The sequence below is a fragment of the Methanoculleus sp. genome (assembly GCF_035363275.1).
Taxonomy (GTDB): Archaea; Halobacteriota; Methanomicrobia; order Methanomicrobiales; family Methanoculleaceae; genus Methanoculleus.
This window is the reverse complement of sequence record NZ_DAOSET010000012.1, coordinates 26599-44331: the sequence shown is the minus strand read 5'-3', so window position 1 is coordinate 44331 and position 17733 is coordinate 26599. Positions and strand designations below refer to the sequence as shown.

General features: G+C 64.2%; 19 protein-coding genes. 7 read left to right on the top strand and 12 right to left on the bottom strand.

Annotation, left to right across the window (positions count from 1 at the left end):
- Positions 1-74: 74 nt before the first annotated feature.
- A complete protein-coding gene (locus PLN84_RS03970; protein WP_292383051.1) occupies positions 75-1997 on the top strand; it encodes a beta-propeller domain-containing protein in 1923 nt (640 codons plus the stop codon).
- Here the strand turns inward: PLN84_RS03970 and PLN84_RS03965 are convergent.
- From PLN84_RS03965 to PLN84_RS03955, 3 genes are all read right to left on the bottom strand, one after another.
- The gene (locus PLN84_RS03965) at positions 1970-4714 is read right to left on the bottom strand and encodes an HAD-IC family P-type ATPase (RefSeq protein WP_292383053.1); all 2745 of its coding nucleotides are present in this window, start codon (positions 4712-4714) and stop codon (positions 1970-1972) included. The two genes, PLN84_RS03970 and PLN84_RS03965, sit on opposite strands and share 28 nt — an antisense overlap.
- A gap of 66 nt (positions 4715-4780) precedes the next feature.
- Positions 4781-6697, bottom strand: a complete 1917-nt coding sequence (locus PLN84_RS03960) for a glycoside hydrolase family 15 protein (RefSeq protein ID WP_292558846.1) — start codon at positions 6695-6697, stop codon at positions 4781-4783.
- Between the two features lie 60 nt (positions 6698-6757).
- Positions 6758-7090, bottom strand: a complete 333-nt coding sequence (locus PLN84_RS03955; RefSeq protein ID WP_292383056.1) for a cupin domain-containing protein — start codon at positions 7088-7090, stop codon at positions 6758-6760.
- A 181-nt stretch (positions 7091-7271) separates the two neighbouring features.
- Here PLN84_RS03955 and PLN84_RS03950 point away from each other — a divergent pair, with 181 nt between their 5' ends.
- Together PLN84_RS03950 and PLN84_RS03945 are read left to right on the top strand one after the other, a co-directional pair.
- Positions 7272-7508, top strand: coding sequence for a type II toxin-antitoxin system HicB family antitoxin (locus tag PLN84_RS03950; protein ID WP_292383059.1), 237 nt, complete (start codon positions 7272-7274; stop codon positions 7506-7508).
- A gap of 365 nt (positions 7509-7873) precedes the next feature.
- Positions 7874-8992, top strand: coding sequence for a TIGR04084 family radical SAM/SPASM domain-containing protein (locus PLN84_RS03945; RefSeq protein ID WP_292558847.1), 1119 nt, complete (start codon positions 7874-7876; stop codon positions 8990-8992).
- A 36-nt stretch (positions 8993-9028) separates the two neighbouring features.
- On the opposite strand, the gene PLN84_RS03940 is transcribed toward PLN84_RS03945, so the two are convergent.
- Positions 9029-9856, bottom strand: a complete 828-nt coding sequence (locus PLN84_RS03940) for a hypothetical protein (protein ID WP_292383063.1) — start codon at positions 9854-9856, stop codon at positions 9029-9031.
- Between the two features lie 74 nt (positions 9857-9930).
- Here PLN84_RS03940 and PLN84_RS03935 point away from each other — a divergent pair, with 74 nt between their 5' ends.
- Positions 9931-10128 (top strand): hypothetical protein, encoded by a 198-nt coding sequence (locus tag PLN84_RS03935; protein ID WP_292383064.1) that lies wholly within the window; start codon positions 9931-9933, stop codon positions 10126-10128.
- A gap of 4 nt (positions 10129-10132) precedes the next feature.
- Here PLN84_RS03935 and PLN84_RS03930 read toward each other — a convergent pair whose 3' ends face one another.
- From PLN84_RS03930 to PLN84_RS03920, 3 genes are all read right to left on the bottom strand, one after another.
- Entirely contained in the window at positions 10133-11590 is a 1458-nt protein-coding gene (locus PLN84_RS03930; protein ID WP_300195380.1) for a response regulator, read from the bottom strand.
- Between the two features lie 125 nt (positions 11591-11715).
- Entirely contained in the window at positions 11716-12291 is a 576-nt protein-coding gene (locus tag PLN84_RS03925) for a flavin reductase family protein (RefSeq protein ID WP_292383067.1), read from the bottom strand.
- Between the two features lie 79 nt (positions 12292-12370).
- Positions 12371-13300 carry a DUF475 domain-containing protein gene (locus PLN84_RS03920; protein WP_292383069.1) on the bottom strand — a complete coding sequence of 310 codons (930 nt, stop codon included), beginning with the start codon at positions 13298-13300 and terminating at the stop codon, positions 12371-12373.
- Between the two features lie 118 nt (positions 13301-13418).
- On the opposite strand from PLN84_RS03920, the gene PLN84_RS03915 reads away from it, so the two are divergent.
- Positions 13419-13871, top strand: coding sequence for a CBS domain-containing protein (locus PLN84_RS03915; protein ID WP_292383071.1), 453 nt, complete (start codon positions 13419-13421; stop codon positions 13869-13871).
- Between the two features lie 63 nt (positions 13872-13934).
- On the opposite strand, the gene PLN84_RS03910 is transcribed toward PLN84_RS03915, so the two are convergent.
- The 5 genes from PLN84_RS03910 to PLN84_RS03890 are packed head-to-tail and all read right to left on the bottom strand — an operon-like array spanning position 13935 to position 16720.
- Positions 13935-14390 (bottom strand): YbhB/YbcL family Raf kinase inhibitor-like protein, encoded by a 456-nt coding sequence (locus tag PLN84_RS03910; protein WP_292383072.1) that lies wholly within the window; start codon positions 14388-14390, stop codon positions 13935-13937.
- Positions 14391-14450: 60 nt separating this feature from the next.
- Positions 14451-14918, bottom strand: a complete 468-nt coding sequence (locus PLN84_RS03905) for a YbhB/YbcL family Raf kinase inhibitor-like protein (protein ID WP_292383074.1) — start codon at positions 14916-14918, stop codon at positions 14451-14453.
- 52 nt (positions 14919-14970) lie between these two features.
- Positions 14971-15462, bottom strand: a complete 492-nt coding sequence (locus tag PLN84_RS03900) for a YbhB/YbcL family Raf kinase inhibitor-like protein (RefSeq protein WP_292383076.1) — start codon at positions 15460-15462, stop codon at positions 14971-14973.
- 57 nt (positions 15463-15519) lie between these two features.
- Positions 15520-16002, bottom strand: a complete 483-nt coding sequence (locus PLN84_RS03895; protein ID WP_292383077.1) for a YbhB/YbcL family Raf kinase inhibitor-like protein — start codon at positions 16000-16002, stop codon at positions 15520-15522.
- 13 nt (positions 16003-16015) lie between these two features.
- A complete protein-coding gene (locus PLN84_RS03890; RefSeq protein WP_292383079.1) occupies positions 16016-16720 on the bottom strand; it encodes a phosphoribosyltransferase family protein in 705 nt (234 codons plus the stop codon).
- A gap of 143 nt (positions 16721-16863) precedes the next feature.
- Here PLN84_RS03890 and PLN84_RS03885 point away from each other — a divergent pair, with 143 nt between their 5' ends.
- Both PLN84_RS03885 and tsaA read left to right on the top strand, forming a co-directional pair.
- The gene (locus PLN84_RS03885) at positions 16864-17286 is read left to right on the top strand and encodes a ribonuclease HI family protein (protein WP_292558848.1); all 423 of its coding nucleotides are present in this window, start codon (positions 16864-16866) and stop codon (positions 17284-17286) included.
- Between the two features lie 4 nt (positions 17287-17290).
- The gene (tsaA, locus tag PLN84_RS03880; protein WP_292383081.1) at positions 17291-17728 is read left to right on the top strand and encodes a tRNA (N6-threonylcarbamoyladenosine(37)-N6)-methyltransferase TrmO; all 438 of its coding nucleotides are present in this window, start codon (positions 17291-17293) and stop codon (positions 17726-17728) included.
- Positions 17729-17733 lie beyond the last annotated feature (5 nt).

Here is a 17733-nt window from a genome sequence, read left to right as displayed (position 1 = left end):
TTCGAAAATATTCGTAGGTTACGCAAACCTGATACCCCCGCGCGTGCATCATCCTTCAACGGAAGGTGATGACTATGGGGAACTGGAAACCGGCGACGGTAGTCGCCATCGGCTGCCTGGTGATCGCCGCGATCATCGGGACCGCCTTCGCGTCGGAGGACGCGGGGAGAGAAGCCTACGGAGATTTACAGAAGTTTGCATCGAACGAGGAGATAGAAGCGTTCCTGAAAGAACACGCACAGGGAGGGTGGAACGGCAGCGGCTACCCCCGGACCACCGGGGGCGTCATGCCTGAAAGCGATTACGCACCGGCACCGATGGCGACGTCCGCCCCGACCTCCTCAGCCGGCGACTACTCCACGACGAACGTGCAGGTGAAGGGCGTGGACGAGGCCGACTTCCTGAAGAACGACGGGAAGTACATCTACATCATCTCGGGCGAGAGGCTCGTGATCATCGAGGCCTTCCCTCCGGAGGATGCGAAGACCATCTCCGAGACCCGGATCGACGGGAGCCCGAAGGCGCTCTTCCTCGCCGGCGACCGCCTGGTGGTCTTTGCCACGACGACGGATGAGGAGATGACCGCCGTGGAAGGGAGCGTAACGCCGGTCCCGGTCTGGCGGACGGTGACGCATGCCTACGTCTACGACATCAGCGACCGAAAAGACCCGGAGCGGGTCCGCGACGTGACCTTCACCGGGAACTACTATGACGCCCGGATGGTCGGGGACTACGTCTACACCATCACACAGGAGCCCCCGGTCTGGGTGCGGGACAGGATCGCCCTTCCCGAGGTGAGGGGCGGCAGCGGCGAGCCGATCCAGCCCGACGTCTACCGTCCGATAAGTCCCCTGCAGAACTACGTCTTCTACACCGCAGGCGGCTTCTCGGTCCGGAACGACACGGGCGCTCCCGACGCCGAGACCTTCCTCCTCGGCTACGACACCACCCTCTTTGCGTCGCAGGAGAACCTCTACATCGGGTACCGGAACATGGGGCCGGTCTCCAGCGACGTAGTCTTCGAGGCGCCGCCGGACGGCACCGGCACCCGTGACCGGACGATCATCCACCGGTTCGCGATCGAGCGGGGAGCGATCGACTACCGGGCGATGGGCGAGGTCCCCGGGCACCTCTTAAACCAGTTCTCGCTCGACGAGTACGAGGGGAACCTCCGTGTGGCAACGACCGTCGAGGGATGGACGCGGGAAGGGTCGGTCCAGTACAACAACGTCTATGTCCTCGATCCCGCGATGAGGACCATCGGGACACTCGAACATATCGCGCCGGACGAGCGGATCTACGCCGCCCGGTTCGCCGGCGACCGGCTCTACCTGGTGACGTTCAAGCAGATCGACCCCCTCTTCGTCATCGACCTCTCGGACCCGAAGCACCCGGGCATCCTCGGTGAGCTCAAGATCCCGGGCTACTCCGACTACCTCCACCCCATTGGGACCGACCACATCATCGGTGTCGGGAAGGAGACGAGCGAGAACCAGTGGGGCGGCGTCTCGGTCGCGGGCCTCAAGGTTGCCCTCTTCGACGTCTCGGACGTGAACAAACCGGTTCAGGTCGACAGCGTCGTGATCGGGGAGGCCGGGACGGACTCTCTCGCGCTTCGCGATCACAAGGCCTTCCTCTTTATCGAGGAGAAGGGGCTCCTCGTCCTCCCGGTGAGCGAGGTCAAAAGGATCGAGAATCCCTCGTCACGGTATCCGGGCTCATATGCCACCACAACCTGGCAGGGGGCCTACATCTACCGGGTGAGCCCTGAGGAGGGGCTCACTCTCGTGGGCACGGTCGCCCATGCCGAGAGGGACGCCTCCTACGCCTGGAACTCACCCGACGCGGTAGAGCGGTCGCTCTTCATGGACGAGACCCTCTACACGATCTCAAAGAGGAGCGTCATCATGACCGATCTTGCCGACGGCAGCCGGGTGGGCGAGGTCCTCCTCCCCTACCGGTGGGAGGTCTATCCGACCCCGTACCCGGTCTGGTGACCTGGAGGGCGGTGTTCCCTCACCGCCTTGAAGATCTCCATCACGACCACGACGAGAGAGGCGAGGCCGAGCAACGTGAGCCACTCAAGCAGGGAGACCGGCTGCAACTGGAGCACGTCCTGGAGGATGGGCACATAGAGCGCGAGAATGTGGATGCCCTGTGCGGCGACGACACCGGCGATCAGGAAGTAGTTGCGGCTTATCGGGACACGGAAAGCTGAGAGGTACTCCGACCGGCAGTTGAAGACATGGAAGTTCTCAAGGAGGACCATCAGCAGGACGATCAGGTTCCGGGCCGCAAACTCGTCCCACCCGTATGAAAGAAACCAATACCAGGCACCGAGCGCGATGAGAGCGATCACCGTACCGGAGAGAAGCGTCTCCTCCAGCATCAACCGGTTGAAGATCCCCTCCTCCGGCCTCCGTGGCGGCCGGTTCATGACGCCGGGCTCGCCTCCCTCGAACGCCAGCGCTACCCCCTGAATACCGTTCGTCACCAGGTTCAGCCAGAGGAGCTGGACCGCGAGCAGCGGTAACGGCAGACCGATGAGGAGAGCGACCAGAAAGAGGAGCACCTCCGCGAATCCGGTCGAGACCAGGAGATAGACGACCTTCCGGACGTTGTCGTAGGCGTACCGGCCCTCCTCGATCCCGGCGACGATCGAGGCGAAGTCGTCGTCGGTGATGATCAGCGACGCCGTATCCTTGGCGACATCGGTCCCCGAACCCATCGCGACCCCGATGTTCGCGCTCCGGAGCGCCGGCGCGTCGTTGACCCCGTCCCCGGTGACCGCGACGAAGGCCCCGCTCTCCCGGTAGGCCTCGACGATCCGGAGTTTCTGCAGCGGCGTCACCCGGGCAAAGACCCGGGCACCCTGCACCCGGTCGACGAACTCAGAGAATGTCGCGATCTCGCCGTCTCCCAGTTCTGCGCCGGTGATCACCTCGTCGGGAGAGGCCGCGATAGCAAGCTCCCGGGCGATGGCGAGGGCCGTCGCGGGGTGGTCACCCGTCACCATCACCACATCGACCCCGGCGTCACGGCACCGCCGGATGGCATCGGGGACGTCGGGCCGGATCGGATCGATGAACCCGACCAGGCCGAGGAGTTCGAGGGGAGGCAGCTCGGGGTTCTCCGCAGAGACCGGTCCCTCTGCACGGCCACGGGCCACGGCGAGCACCCGGTATCCCCGGGAGGTGAGGCTGTCGAGGTCCTCCTGCACGCGGCCAGGGTCGAGGGGGACATTCCCTTCCTCCCCCGTGGCCATGGTCCGGCAGAACGGGAGGACCGTCTCGACAGCCCCCTTGACCGCCACCATGACTTCTTCACCCTCAGGATACCAGACGGCGGCATACCGCCGTTCGGACTCGAAGGGGATCTCGACAATGGGAGGTGCGCTCTCGCGGATATGAGCCGGATCGAGCCCCAGCTTGTAGGTGAGCGCGAGGAACGCCACGTCGATCGCGTCGCCCCGGTGAGCCCAGTCTCCTTCATCGGTCTGCTCCAGGGCGGCCTCGTTGGTTATCGTCGCAGCCCGGGCCAGACGCTCCAGGCGGCTACGGGCAGCGCCGGCTACCGGGGCGCCGTGGGTATCGAGGACCTCCCCCTCACCCACATACCCGGCGCCCATGACAGAGACCTCCTCACCCGTGGGCAGGACGACCAGACGGGCGGTCTGCTGGTTCACGGTGAGGGTGCCGGTCTTGTCGCTTGCGATCAGTGTACAGCTCCCGAGGCTCTCCACGGCCGCAAGGAACCGGACAATGACGTTCCGCCCCGCCATCCGTGACGTAGCGATCGAGAGCGCGACCGTCAGGGCGACCGGAAGCCCTTCGGGGATCGCCGAGACCGCGAGCGCGACGGCGAGGAAGAAGACCTCAAGGGGAGGGACCCCCTGGCCGAGGACGATGATCGCGAGCAGTCCGGTGGCAGCAAGGACGGCGATGCTGATCTTCCGGGAGAAATCCTCCATGCGGAGGACGAGCGGTGGTTTGCCCGTCTCCGATGCTGTGACCGTCTCGGCGATCTGCCCGATCTCGGTGTGCTGGCCCGTCGCGACCACGACCCCCCTACCGCGGCCGGTCATGACGGTGCTGCCGGCATAAAGCATACCCAGCCGGTCGCCGGGAGGGAGGGCTGCATTCACGGGATCAGGGTTCTTCCTGACCGCGTGGGACTCACCGGTCAGGAGCGATTCGTCGACGGTGAGCGATCGTGCCGTGAGGATGCGGATGTCGGCGGGGACCCGGTCGCCCGATTCCAGGGAAACGCGGTCGCCGGGGACCAGGTCCTCCGCCGGGACCGTCGCCTCGCGGCCGCCCCGCTTCACCCGTGCGTAGATCCTGAGCATCTGCTGGAGGGCCGTTGCGCTCCTCTCCGCCTTCACTTCCTGAAACGTACCAATGACGGCGTTAATCAGGATGACGATGAATATGAAGACCGCATCGGTGAAGTCGGCGAAGAGGATGGAAATGATCCCGGCCGCAAGGAGGACGTAGATGAGCGGGCTCATGAACTGGCGAAGGAAGACCTCAAAGACCGTCGGCGGCCGCTTCTGCGGGAGGGCATTCTCCCCGAAGATCTCCCGTCGCCGGGCGGCCTCGATGTCGGAGAGGCCTTCCGAAGGCGAAGCGAACCGCCCGGCCACATCATCTGTCGGGAGAGCGTGCCACGCCGTCGTCCTCGACTCGTCGGGAGAGATAGAGGGAGCCATCATTGCCGTGTTGTCACGCGTGGCCATAAAAACCATGCATCGATGCCAGCAGAATGAGATCCCCCTGCCTCACCGCAGCCCTTCCCGGGGGATGCCTGCCGGCGCGTGCTCCGGGACCCACCGCCCTTCTGCATGCGCGAGGTACAGGGCGCTGTTGACGAGGCCGATGTGGGTGTAGGCCTGCGGGAAGTTGCCGAGGAACTCCCCGGTCTCGGGGTCGAACTCTTCGGGGAAAAGGCCTACGGTGTTTGCCCGGGCCACGATCCCATCAAAGATCTCCCTCGCTTCCTCCACCCTCCCCGACAGGGCCAGCACGTCCACCAGCCAGCAGGTGCAGAGGCCGAAGGCTCCCTCCCCGCCGGGGAGGCCGTCGTCGGTGAGGTAACGGTAGACGAGGCCGTTCTTCGTCAGGTATTCGAGTGTTGCATCGATCGTCCCCTGCACGCGCTCGTCGTCGAAGGGGAGAAACTCCACGAGTGGGATGCGGAGATTGGCCGCATCCAGCGCTTTCGACCCGAACGCCTGCACGAACGAACCCACCTCGGGATCGTATCCCTCGGTGAGCACCCGTTCCCGGATGGTCTCCCGGGCCTTCTTCCACCGGTCCACGTCGCCGGAGAGGCCGTGGTGCTCCGCGAGGTAGATCGCCCGGTCGAGAGCGACCCAGACCATCACCTTCGAGTAGACGAAATGCTGTGGCGGGCCCCGGATCTCCCAGATCCCCTGGTCGGGCTCCTTCCACCTCCTGCAGGCGTAATCGGCGACGGCAGAGAGGAACCGGAGGGCTTCGGGTCCCAGGTTCACGCCCCGGCGAGCGAGCTCGTAGCCGGTTGAGACGAGCTCCCCGAAGATCTCAAGCTGCAACTGGTAGGCGGCGGCGTTCCCTACCCGGACCGGGCGCGAGCCCCGGTAGCCCTCCAGGTGCTCAAGTTCGATCTCCGTGAGATCGGCCGTTGCATCGTGCAACGCAAAAAGCACCTGCGGCTGCCGCGCTCCGGTGTGCGCCTCGGCCGTCCGCTCCATCCACTGAAGGAACTCAATCGCCTCCCGGGGGTGGCCGAGGGAGACCAGGGCCTGGGCCGTCATCGAGGCGTCGCGGACCCACGCGTAGCGGTAATCCCAGTTCCGGACCCCGCCGATCTCCTCGGGAAGGGATGTCGTGGGCGCGGCGGCGATCGCTCCCGTGTCGGCCATGGTCAGGAGTTTCAGGGTCAGTTCGGACCGGGTGACATAGGGGAGCCACTCCCCGGCCCAGCGCGGTGTCTGCGCCAGATCCTCGTAGTGCGCCCAGGTCCGCCAGACCTGGACCGTCCCGGCAAGCGCCGCTTCGGCGCGGGTGGGATCGCAGGTCATGTCCTCAAGACCCCAGCGGGTCTGAAGGAGCCTCCGGTCGCCCTTCCGCATCGTAAACCGGGCGCGAAGGGTGGCATCCCGCCTGCTCGCGTCGCTCTCGTCGCTCTCAAGACCGCAGAGAAACAGCGCCTCGCCGCCGCCGGTGGCAAGCCACCCGCCCGGGACCTCTTCTATCCACGTCTGGATCCGGGCGTAGTCGAACCGCGGCGACCATTCGACCGCCACATCCACGACACCCTCCTCGCACTCGAGGATGCGGATGATCACCGGCGGGGCATGCGACCCGCCGCGGCCGGCGATCTCTCCTGCAAGCGGCATCAGGTCGGTCACGGCAAGTCTCCCGGTGTCCGTTGTGAACCGGGTGATCAGGACGTTGGTGTCTTCGATATACCCCTGCTCGCCGGAACTTGCTCCCACGGCCGAGACTGAGAAGCGCCCGCCGCGCCCGGTATCGAGGATGGCGGCAAAGACGCTCGGGCTGTCGAGGTACGGGAAGCAGCACCAGTCGATCGAGCCGTTCCGTCCGACGAGCGCCGCCGTCCTGAGGTTGCCGATGATTCCGTAGTCTGATATGGGCAGGTAGCCGGCAGGTGCCGGACCTCCCACCGGGCGAGGTTCTCGTGGAGTGCGCATGGGGGGAGACGGGTCACCAACCTATAAAAACCTGAAGGCAGTGACCTGCAACGGCGCAGGTCACGCGTGGATCATCGTCAGCATCATCTTGAACCGCGTAACGGCGTGGACCGCGTGGGGAATCTTTGCCGGCATGATGATCAGGTCGCCCGCCTTCATGGGATACTCCCTGTCCGCGATGGTGACGAGGGTCTCCCCGTCGAGGACCTGGAGGACGGCATCGTAAGGTGCGGTATGCTCCGAGAGGCCTTCACCCGCATCGAAGGCGAAGACCGTGATGGTGCCGGCCTTCGTGTAGACGAGCATCCGGCTGACGATCGAGCCCGGCTGGTAGGCGACGAGGTCACGGGGGTCGATGACCTGTTCGGCGAGGTTTTCTTTTGCTTCAGACATACGAGTCGGTTTCTCCTGTGGTGTATTCTTTTTTGCGGCCGGTGGCAACGAACAGGCATACAGTGATTTAACCCGGAGATAACCAGGAGGTAGAATCTGCTTAATCTGCTTGCCGCTCGAACTTCTGTGAGAAGAATAATATAAAGAGCAAATGAACTGTTAATTATTGGAGGTGACATGATTGACAAAGGTACGGTTAACCATCCTGATCTGGGAAGAAGAAGGGGCGTATGTCTCCAGGTGCCAGGAACTTGAGGTCGCCAGTTGCGGCGATACGCCGGAGGAAGCTCTGGACAACATCCGTGAAGCGATCGAACTCTACCTTGAGAATGCAAAAGAACTCGGGATATTGCAGGATCTTGAGCCGATACTGAAATCACCCCGTAAGTTCACCTCGGTCATCGAGGTTGAGGCATGACAAAACTGCCTCTGATCTCTTCCGACGACGTCATAAAGAAACCGAAGGCAGCCGGATTCGACTACGCCCCCCCGTCGAGGAAAGGGAAGTCATGTAGCCCTCTATAAGATCGGGGGAGACGGAAACAAGCTGCTTGTTATCGTTCCCCGACGCGACCCTATCCCGCGAGGGACACTCCTCTCAATCCTGAAGCAGGCCCACCTTACGAAAGATGAGTTTCTTGATCTGTGAAGACCCATGAGCGCCGGGTCGTTCTCAAACGTCGAATCTATACTATCCGATATGGTAAGCCGGAAACCAGCGGAGAGGGGGCCTAGATCCCCACATTTTTTTCGCCCGGCGGCCCAAATAGTACGAGACCACCCGTGTACTATCATCTCATCCTGACCGACAACTGCAACCTCTGCTGCACCTACTGCCGGGGGAAGGCGTTCACCGTCGACCCCCCGGAGACGTGCGACATCGCCGTCGACGAAGATCTCCCGGTCGACCTCGATATCGACCTTGCCGATCTCTACCGGTTCCTTGCAAAGGACCCCGATGCCGTGCTGACCTTCTACGGCGGGGAACCTCTCCTCGCCGTCGAGCGCGTCCGCGAGATCGCCCGCGATGCCCCGGTCTCGGCCCTGATCCTCCACACGAACGGGACCCTCCTCGACCGCCTCGAGCCCGCGACCGCAAACCGGTTCGACACCATCCTGGTCTCGATCGACGGCCCCGAGGGGCTCACCGACGCTCACCGCGGGGAGGGGACGTTTGGTCGGATCACGAGAAACCTGCGGGTTCTCGCGGCAGGCGGATTTGCCGGCGAGGTGATCGCCCGGATGACCGTGACCGAGGATACCGATATCGTGGAAGCCGTCCGCTACCTCACGGCAAACGACCGTTTCCCGTTCCCGGCCGTCCACTGGCAGATGGACGCGAACTTCTGGAACGACTACCACCTGCGGGACTACGCCGCATGGGTGAAGGAGAGTTATAACCCCGGCATCCGGTCGCTCGTCGCGTTCTGGGTCGAGACGATGCGCACAGAGGGCCGGGTGCTCCGGTGGTACCCCTTCATGGACCCGGTGCAGGACATGCTGCTATCCCGGCCGAGCATGCTCCGGTGCGGGTGCGGCCACGCGAACTACAGCATCATGACCGACGGGCATATCGCCCCCTGCCCCATCATGGTCGGGATGAAGGACTATTATGTCGGACATATTGCGACCGCCGATCCCCTCCACCTCCCGGTGACGACCGTCGGAGGTCCCTGCACGGCATGCGGCATCCTCGACTTCTGCGGCGGCCGGTGCCTCTACTCGAACATCACCCGCCCCTGGCCCGACGAGGGGCGGCGGGTCGTCTGCGGGACGGTGGAGAACCTCTATTCTGCCCTCTTGGCAGCACTCCCGGAGATCCGCCGTCTCATCGACGCGGGGAGGATCCGGATGGAGGACTTCGACCACCGGAAGTACAACAGCTGCGAGATCATCCCGTGAGGGGGAGGGACGAGGAGGCCCCGGAGCGGCCGGGCCTCACTCGTTCCCGAGGTTCGCGAGAAGTTCCTCTGCCCCCTCCACCATGGCGCGGGCGGCCTTCACCTTTGCCTTCACGACGGCGTGGTTGCCCTCTTCGAGTGCCGCTTCCGCCTCCCCGTAGAGGACCTCGGCCCGGTCCGTCCGCGCCCGGGGTTTTTTGACGTCCTGCCCCTCGGCGGCCGCAATCTCGACCTCCTCCTGGACAGCGAGCAGGTCGCCGTAGAGCTCCTCCAGGAGTTCGCGCAGTTCCTCCGTCCGGGCGAGATCCTCCTCCCGTTTCTGCCGGCCGCGCTCGCGGAGAGCCTCCCGCGCCTCCTCCTGCCCCTCGATGATCGCCTGGAGCTCGTTCTCGACGTCCCTGACCGCTTCCGCGAGCACTTCCGCAAACGCCGTCCGTTCCTCATGGGATGACTCGTAGCCGTCGTATGCCCCGTAGGCCCCACCGGCCGCCGCACCGCCGATGGCGTCGCCGAGGTCCCGCTCGCCTCGCATGACGCTGCCGAGGATGCTGCCTATGCCCGCCCCGGCGATGGCGCCCATGAGCCCTTTCTTGATCTCCTTGCGTTGACGCTCGACGGTATAACTCACCCGGACGTTCTCCCGGTCGACCGCGATCTCCATACGCCCCTCCTCACCGGTATGCCGGACATCCATCATCGACGATGTATCCCCGATACTCTGGTGCGTGATCTCCGTTCCCCTGAGCGCGAGCTGCGACATCAGCCGTTCCACAAAGTCCTGGTAAAGGGACGACACTCCCTGGCCGTAGTAGACAAACGCCATAACTACCTCCGTGCAATTGTAGTCAATCTCACAGTCTGGCATAAAAACCTTACCAGATGCAGAGATAGGAAAAACCGGCATGGAACTCGCCTGCCCCGGGACGAAGGGCAACATTCATGCAGCCAGAAGGGGACAACGTTGAGAGAACCATGACGACCATCAGCCTCATCCTCTGCAGGATCGGGCTCCACCGCTGGGGCAGGAAGCGGGGATACGACGAGTACTCCTCGAACGTCATCGAGTGGGAGCAGCGGTGCGAACGGTGCGGGAAGCGGAAGCGGTGGGTCGAGACGAAGCGGGACCGGCGGCGGTGAGGGTTCAGCGGTCGGCCGGGACACCGGCATCCCGGAACCGCCAGTGACCCCCGGAGACCAGCATCTCGAACCGTGCGCCCTGCCCGGCCTCTCCTGTCTCGCGGACGACGATCCCGGTCATCGCAAGGATCTCACGCACGAGGAAGAGCCCGAGACCGGTGTTCTTCCCGAAACCTTGCAGGAATATCCTCTCTTTCTCGCCTGCCGGTATACCGGGACCGTCGTCCTCGACGGAGATGACGAGGCTCTCCTCCCGGCAGGAGCAATGGACCCTGACCGCCGGGGCCGGCCCGGCGTACCGGACCGCGTTCTCAAAGAGGTTGTAGAAGACCTTCTCGAACATGGGATCGGCGTAGACCTCAACCCCGTCCACCCCGGTCATGAGGGTGAGAACGGAGTGGAGGTTCGCGGCCGCCCGGGCCACGCACTCGCCGACGTCCTGGTACTCCGGGCCCCGGTCCCCCAGACCCGAGTAGTCCTGGGCAAATGCAATCTGGCGCTGGATAAACCCGATAGCCGTCTTCTGCCGGTCCAGGTAATCCAGGAGAACAGGATCGGTTGCCTGGTCCCGTGCCAGCCCCAGGTAGCCCTGGAGGATGGTCAGCTGGTTGAGGATATCGTGCCGGGTGATGCTGGAGAGGAGGTGCATCTTCCGGTTCACACCAATCAGAGCAGCCTCCATCAGTTTCCGGGCGGTGACGTCCCGGACGATCGCCTGGAGGCGGGGCGGGCCTTTCACGTCAACGCGGCTCACGCTCATCTCCGTATCGTAGACCTTCCCGCTTGGCGCAGTGATCCGCCACGCGAAGAACTGCGGCTGTCCCGCATACGCCGCCTTCATCTTCTCGACAGCGCTTGCCAGCGCCGGAACACCATCCGGCTGAATGGGGTTTGAGAGATCCCAGGGCCTCTTCCCGATGAGAAACTCCCGGGTGCACCGGAAAACATTGAGGGCCTTTGAATTACAGTCGGCGAACCGGTCGCCCTCAAAGATGAATATCGGGTCGTTTGCCCCCTCAAAGAGGGCGCGATAGCGTTCTTCCGAGTCTCGCAAGGCCCGGATGGCCCGCCGGCCCTCCACCGCCTGCACGATCCGGTGCTCGAGCTCGACAAACTGTGATTCAGGGTCGCCCCCTTTCTGGATGTAACCGTCGGCACCGCGGTTGAGCGCTTCCACGACAATCTCCTCGCGGCCGCGCCCGGTAAAGAGGATGAATGGAAGGTCCCCAAAACGCTGCCGGACCTCCTTCAAGAGCTCGATGCCGTCCATCTCCGGCATCAGGTAGTCGGAGACGACCGCGTCACAGGCCACCTCGTCCAGCCGGGCCAGCGCCTCCCGGCCGGAGGGCACGGTCTCGACGCTGAGCGTACCCGAATGCTCAAGAAACACCTTACTGATATCAAGGAGGGCCGGTTCGTCATCAACGTAGAGCAGGGTATATTGGCCCGTTGGCAACACCACTGGATCAATCTATACATCAAAACAACTATAAGAGTCTATTGAAACCGCATGGTTTTACAAAAAAAGGGCAATATCGAAATTCAGGGTAAATTTAGGGGTAATTCCAAGAGCGGATACCGGAGAAGTTACCGGAGCATCTCCTTCCCCGCCGAGAAAGCCTTCGCGAGCACGCCGCCGAACTCGTAGTACTCCTGCCGCATCGAGTCGTAGGCGAACGGTCTGACCTTCGCGATATCCGGCTTGCCGTCTTCACCAAGGACGCTCTCGTCCACCTTCACGTCCAGGATCTCCCCGATGAACTGGGTATGCACACCGATCTCGACCGTCTGGAGGAGCCGGCACTCGAGAACGACCGGGAACTCCCCGACGTACGGGGCGTTCACGAGATCGCCCTTCACCGGCGTCAGATTGGTCGCCGCGAACTTGTCCGTATCCCGGCCGGAGACGATGCCGAAGCAGTCCGCCTCCTTCACGTAGTCCGCCGAGGGTATGCTGATCGTGAACTCGCGCTGCTCGATGAGGTTCGCGTAGGTCTGCCGGGCTTTCTGGACCGAGACCGCGACTGCCGGGGGGCGGGACGAGCAGATGCCGCCCCATGCAGCAACCATGGCGTCCGGCCGGCCGTCGGCACCGTAGGTCCCGATGATCAGGACCGGGTGGGGATAGAGGAGTGTCCGTGGGCCGATTGATCGCTTCGTCATGGACTACGTTTCGTCTCTTGACCCGGATATACTTTTTCGGGCGGCCTGAGAGGTTGCAGGGCAACAGCCGGAATCCCGGTCACGCAACGCCCGCTGCCCCCTTCTTCTGTTCCTGCACCGAGCGGTAGAGGAAGTAGCCGACGATGCCGAACGTCGCTATCGGCGAGAGCCAGGCGGGGATGTGGAACCCGAAACTGTCCGCGAGCATGATCGTCCCCAGCACCAGGATGGAGTACATCGCTCCGTTCTTGAGGAAACAGTAACTCCGGATCTTATCGACGCCACGGACGGTCAGTTCCCTGACGACGACAGCCCCGATACCGTTCCCGATCAGGATGAGGGGGACCGAGAGGGTGAAGGCGAACGCCCCGATGACGCCATCGATCGAGAATGTCGCGTCGAGGACCTCCAGATAGGCGATCTTCGAGAGGTCCGACATCCCGGGCTGCCGGAGCCTGGCTTCCTGCACCTCGGCGTTCTGCCGGAATCCGTGGACGATGAAGAAGGCGGTCGAACCGAGCACGGCCGCAAACCCCATCATGACGTTGATCTGGAGGGCGAACCAGACGATTGCGGCAAGCAGGATCGAGACGACCGCGTAGAACCAGACGGCCTGGCGGGAGAAGATGGCCTCGCTCCGGAGCCCCCAGGTCTTCTCCTCGACAAAGAGCCAGTGGAAGAAGAGGAAGACCAGGAACGTCCCCCCGAATATCAGGAGGATCGGGGCCGATTCTTCGATCGCGGCTGTTACCGCCGGATCGCTTGAGAACGTCGCGAGCAGGGATCCGACAGGCCCAAGCGACGGGGTGGTTGCCCAGACGATCAGCCACGGCAGGAGCCCCCGGACCACGAAGACCGCAACGATCAGGCCCCATAGGAGGAACCACCTGCGGGCCTTCTCCCCCATCGTCACGAGAACGTCGGCGTTGATGATGGCATTATCGATGCTCGAGACGATCTCAAAGACTGAAAGGCCCGCTACGGTCAGAATAATCAGTAGCCAGTCCATCTCTGTGATGGAGGATCTTCTCGCCGATCGTATTTAAGGAGGAGGCCCGGCCGCCGGCACGGGTTATGTTCATATACCATACCGGCATGAGTCAGACGCCGTCAACGGAGGTTATGTTATGGGAATCGTGAAGTGCTGCCGTGAGCAGGTCGTCGCCGTCTCGCCGGATACGCCGGCGGTGGAGGTGGCGAGGATTATGGGAGAGAGGAATGTCGGAAGCGTCGTCATTGTCACCGGCGATAACCGGCCTGCCGGCATACTCACCGATCGCGACCTTGCAATCCGGGTCATGGCACAGGAGAAGAATCCCGGCGAGGTCCGGGCAGGGGATATCGTGACCCGGGACGTGGTCACGTTCCATGACAACATGGGGATCTACGAGGCCATCCAGAAGATGACCGCGGAGGGCATCCGGAGGATGCCGATCACCGACGACGCCGGGAAGTTGATCGGGATCGTCACCATGGACGATATCGTCCGCATGCTGGGCGAGGAGATGGCTTCCATCGCAAAGAACATCGAGAAGCAGAGCCCGCCCATGCAGAAAGAGAGCCCGCCCATGCCCATGTAAGGGAGGGCACCGGCATCTTTTCTTCTCCGGCCGGGGGCTCGGCGCCCCCACGCCTGTTGCCCTTTACCCGGTGGCGAAGACGATGACCTCCCCGGTCTGGTTCATCGACCCTTCCATCGCCCGGACCAGTTCCTCCCAGGTCGCGCCGGGCTCAAGACCGAGATCGAGGTCGAGCGCGTAGACCCGGAAGAGGTAGGCCTCAGTTTTTCCGGCCTCCGGGCAGGGGCCCCGGTAACCGATGGTGCCGAAGTCGTTTGTGCCCTGTACGGCGCGAACCGGCGTTTCCACAACCTTATCGGCCGTGAACCCTTCAGGGATCAGCGGGACGGCGGGGAGGTTCCAGAAGACCCACGCCACCCTTGACGGGCCTTCCTCGGGGCTCGTCGTCGCGAGGACCGCGAGCGACTTGATGTTCGGCAGGATCCCCTCGACCCGGATTGCGGGCGACCGGTTCGCTCCCCTGCAGGTGTGCTCCGGCGGGAACTCTTCAAAATCCAGTGTGACAACCAGGTTCGGCATTGTACCAGACTCCGTCGATAGCCTCTTTCGGGAAGAGAAGTATAAAAAGGGTTTGTGCGGTCACCGGGAGTACATGGCGGCGGTGTCGCCGAACTGGAGGACGTGCCCCTGCATCGCGGCGATGAGATCGTGCTTGCCCGCGCCGGGGGCGAGATCGAGCATGGCGTCGAGCCCGTAGACCTTGAAGTGATACCGGTGCGTCTCTCCCGGGGGCGGGCAGGGGCCGCGCCAGCCGATGATACCGTAATCGTTCGTCCCCTGGACGGCGTTCACCGGAGCGGTCACGATACCCTGCGGCGGAATACCCTCCGGGATCACCGGTGCCGGGGAGAGATTCCAGACGATCCAGGTCGTAAACGAGCACCCGGGTTCGAAGGGGTTCAGTGCAAAGACCGCCATCGACTGCGTCTCCGGGGCGAGTCCCCGGATCCTCAACCCGGGAGAACGGTCGGGACCGTCGCAGGTGTTCCAGATAGGGAACTCTGCAGAGTGAAGAGAGACTATCAGTTTGGTGACTTCTGCGCCCATACAGGGACTCTAGGCGGGTCCCGATAAAAAGGTTGCGAGACCGGGGATGCCTTCAGGTCCGGGTTCCGGCTCCGGGCGGGGACTCGGGCACCGTTCTCCGCCTGTAGACCGCCATCGTCTCACCGTAGCCGGTCGCGGCGCCGGCAAGTGCGTCCAGAAGCCAGGTCCTGCCGGAGCCCGGCGGGAGGTCGAGTTCCTGCGCGAGGCTCCAGACCCGGATGAAGAAGCGGTGCGACGCACCCCTCGGGGAGCAGGGGCCGGCGTAACCGGTCTTCCGGAAGTCGTTCGTCCCCTGGACGGCCGGGACCGGATGGAAGACCCGGGGCTCCGGGGGGATGCCTGCGGGAATCTCGCCGGTCGACGGGATATTCCAGGCAAGCCAGTGGGTGAACGTGCCCCGCGGTGCATCCGGGTCGTCCATGATGACCGCAAGGTAAGGTGCATCCGACCCGAGCACCCGTATCCGCGGAGAGATGTCCTCTCCGTCACAGGTGTGCTCCCGGGGAAACCGGTCGAAGTCGACCTCTATCGTCAGGTTCTGCATACCCGTCACCCCCATGGAAAGGGGTGCATAAATCTGTTGCGGCGGGCGGGATTGGACCTAGCACCGGGGCGGTCCCGTTTCGGCCGCCCTCCCGTATGCCGCCATCGCCTCCCCGGACTCCTGGATCGCGTCCATCATGGCGCGCCCGAGGTCGACTCGACTGGATCCGGGCGCGAGATCGATCGGCCCGGCGAGCCCGTAGACCCGGAAGAGGTAGCGGTGCGACTCGCCGCGCAACGGGCAGGGGCCCCGGTAACCGATGGTGCCGTAATCGTTCGTCCCCTGCATCGCACCAGCCGGTTCCTGGAGTTCTCCCGCGGCAGGCAGGTCCGGGGGGACTTCCTCTGTAGCAGGGATGTTCCAGATGAGCCAGTGGGTGAAGGTGCCCTCCGGAGCATCGATATCCTCCATGATTATCGCGAGGTAGGGCGTCCTCGCGCCGAGGATCGTGATTGCCGGCGAGGTGTCGTCACCGTCACAGGTGTGCTCCGGGGGAAAGACGCCAAACCCCAGTATCACGACGAGGGGATCCACCGCCATGCCCCCGCCCGCATCAGAAGAGCCCCATATCCCGGGCCTGGACCAGCAGTTCCTGCACCTCCTGGTCGGTGAGGTCGTGCCACCGCTCGTAGGCCTGCGCCACCGCGAAGGTGGGGCTGGTCCTGATGTTTGGGCAGACGACGAGGTCCGCCCTCCGGGCGATGAAGTTGACAGCGTGGAGGGAGCCGGTGGGGACCGCCACGACGACCTTCCGGGGCAACTCAGCCCGGGCCGCCTCGACGGCGGCGAGCATCGTATACCCGGTCGCGAGGCCGTCGTCGATCAGGATCGCGGTCCGGCCTTCAAGCCCCGGCTCCTGCCGCCCGCCGGAGAACTTCTCCAGCCGCTCCGCCACGTTCGCTTTGGCCTTCGCTATCGCGGCGCTCACCTCGGCATCCGAGAGGTGGAGCCCGGCCATGAGGCCCCGGTTCAGGAAGACCCGCCCGTCCCAGGTCACGGCGCCGAACCCGGCCTCCGGGTTCCAGGGAATCTGCACCTTGCGCACCACCGCCATCCGGAGCGGGGCCTTGAGCGCCCGGGCCACCTCAACACCCGGCGGCACCCCCCCGGCGGGGATGGCGCAGACCACCGGCCCGGCGAGCGTCTCCATCGGCGAGAGGGTCGCGGCGAGGCGCCGCCCGGCATCGGTCCGGTCCTCAAAGACGCCCAGTCGGTCCCGCATCGCTCTATCTTCACTGATCCGGCTCGACTCAAGCATAGGTCCGCCCTTACAGCGCCGGGGTATTAACGTCTTGTGGTGGACGCTCCCCCTCTCCGGGGAGCGATACCAATAACTCTCTACAGATCGATGATTAGCCGGCAGATGATGCGAAGAGAGAGTGACCGGAGGAGGCACCGGCGATGGCAACCGACGCCGTGACACTGTATACCGACGGCGCGTCACGGGGAAACCCCGGAGACGCCGCCTGGGCGTACGTGATCGTGCGGGACGGTTCCGTCGTGGCCGGCCGTTCTGAATGTATCGGAACTGCGACCAACAATGTGGCCGAGTATCACGCTGTCATCAACGGTCTTGACGCCGCCCGGGAGTTCACCGCCGGCAGGCTGACCGTCAGGTCGGACTCGGAACTGGTCGTCCGCCAGCTCACCGGCCGGTACCGCATCACCAAAGAGCACCTTGCAGCCCTTGCGGACGAAGTCCGGGGACTGATGCGCAACTTTGCGGAGGTCAGGTTCGAGAGCGTCCCGCGAGAGCACCCCTGCATCCAGGTCGCGGACCGTCTCTGCAACGAAACGCTCGATGCAAGGAGGCCGGGGCGGTAACGGTATGGCGACGATAGAATGCATCCCCATCGGCGTCGTCCGGTCGCCCTACCGGGCCCGGGGCGACGCCCCCCGCCAGGGGCGCCTCGCGGATACCGTCGCGGAGATCCGCGTCCTCGAAACCTACGCCCCGGGGCTCGAGGGGATCGAACGGAGCAGCCACCTTATCGTGCTCTACTGGCTCGACCGGGCGGAACGCGGGCTGCTCTATGCAAAGCCGCCGGGTGAGACCCGGGAACGCGGGGTCTTCTCGACGCGCTCGCCCGCCCGCCCGAACCCGATCGGGTTCGGGATCGTCGACCTGGTCCGGCGGGAGGGCGGTGTCCTGACCGTCCGGGGGCTCGACGCCCTGGACGGCACCCCGGTCCTGGACATCAAGCCCTACTCGCCCGAGATCGACTGCATCCCGGAAGCGACGGGCGGCTGGCACATCAAAAAGTAGATCGG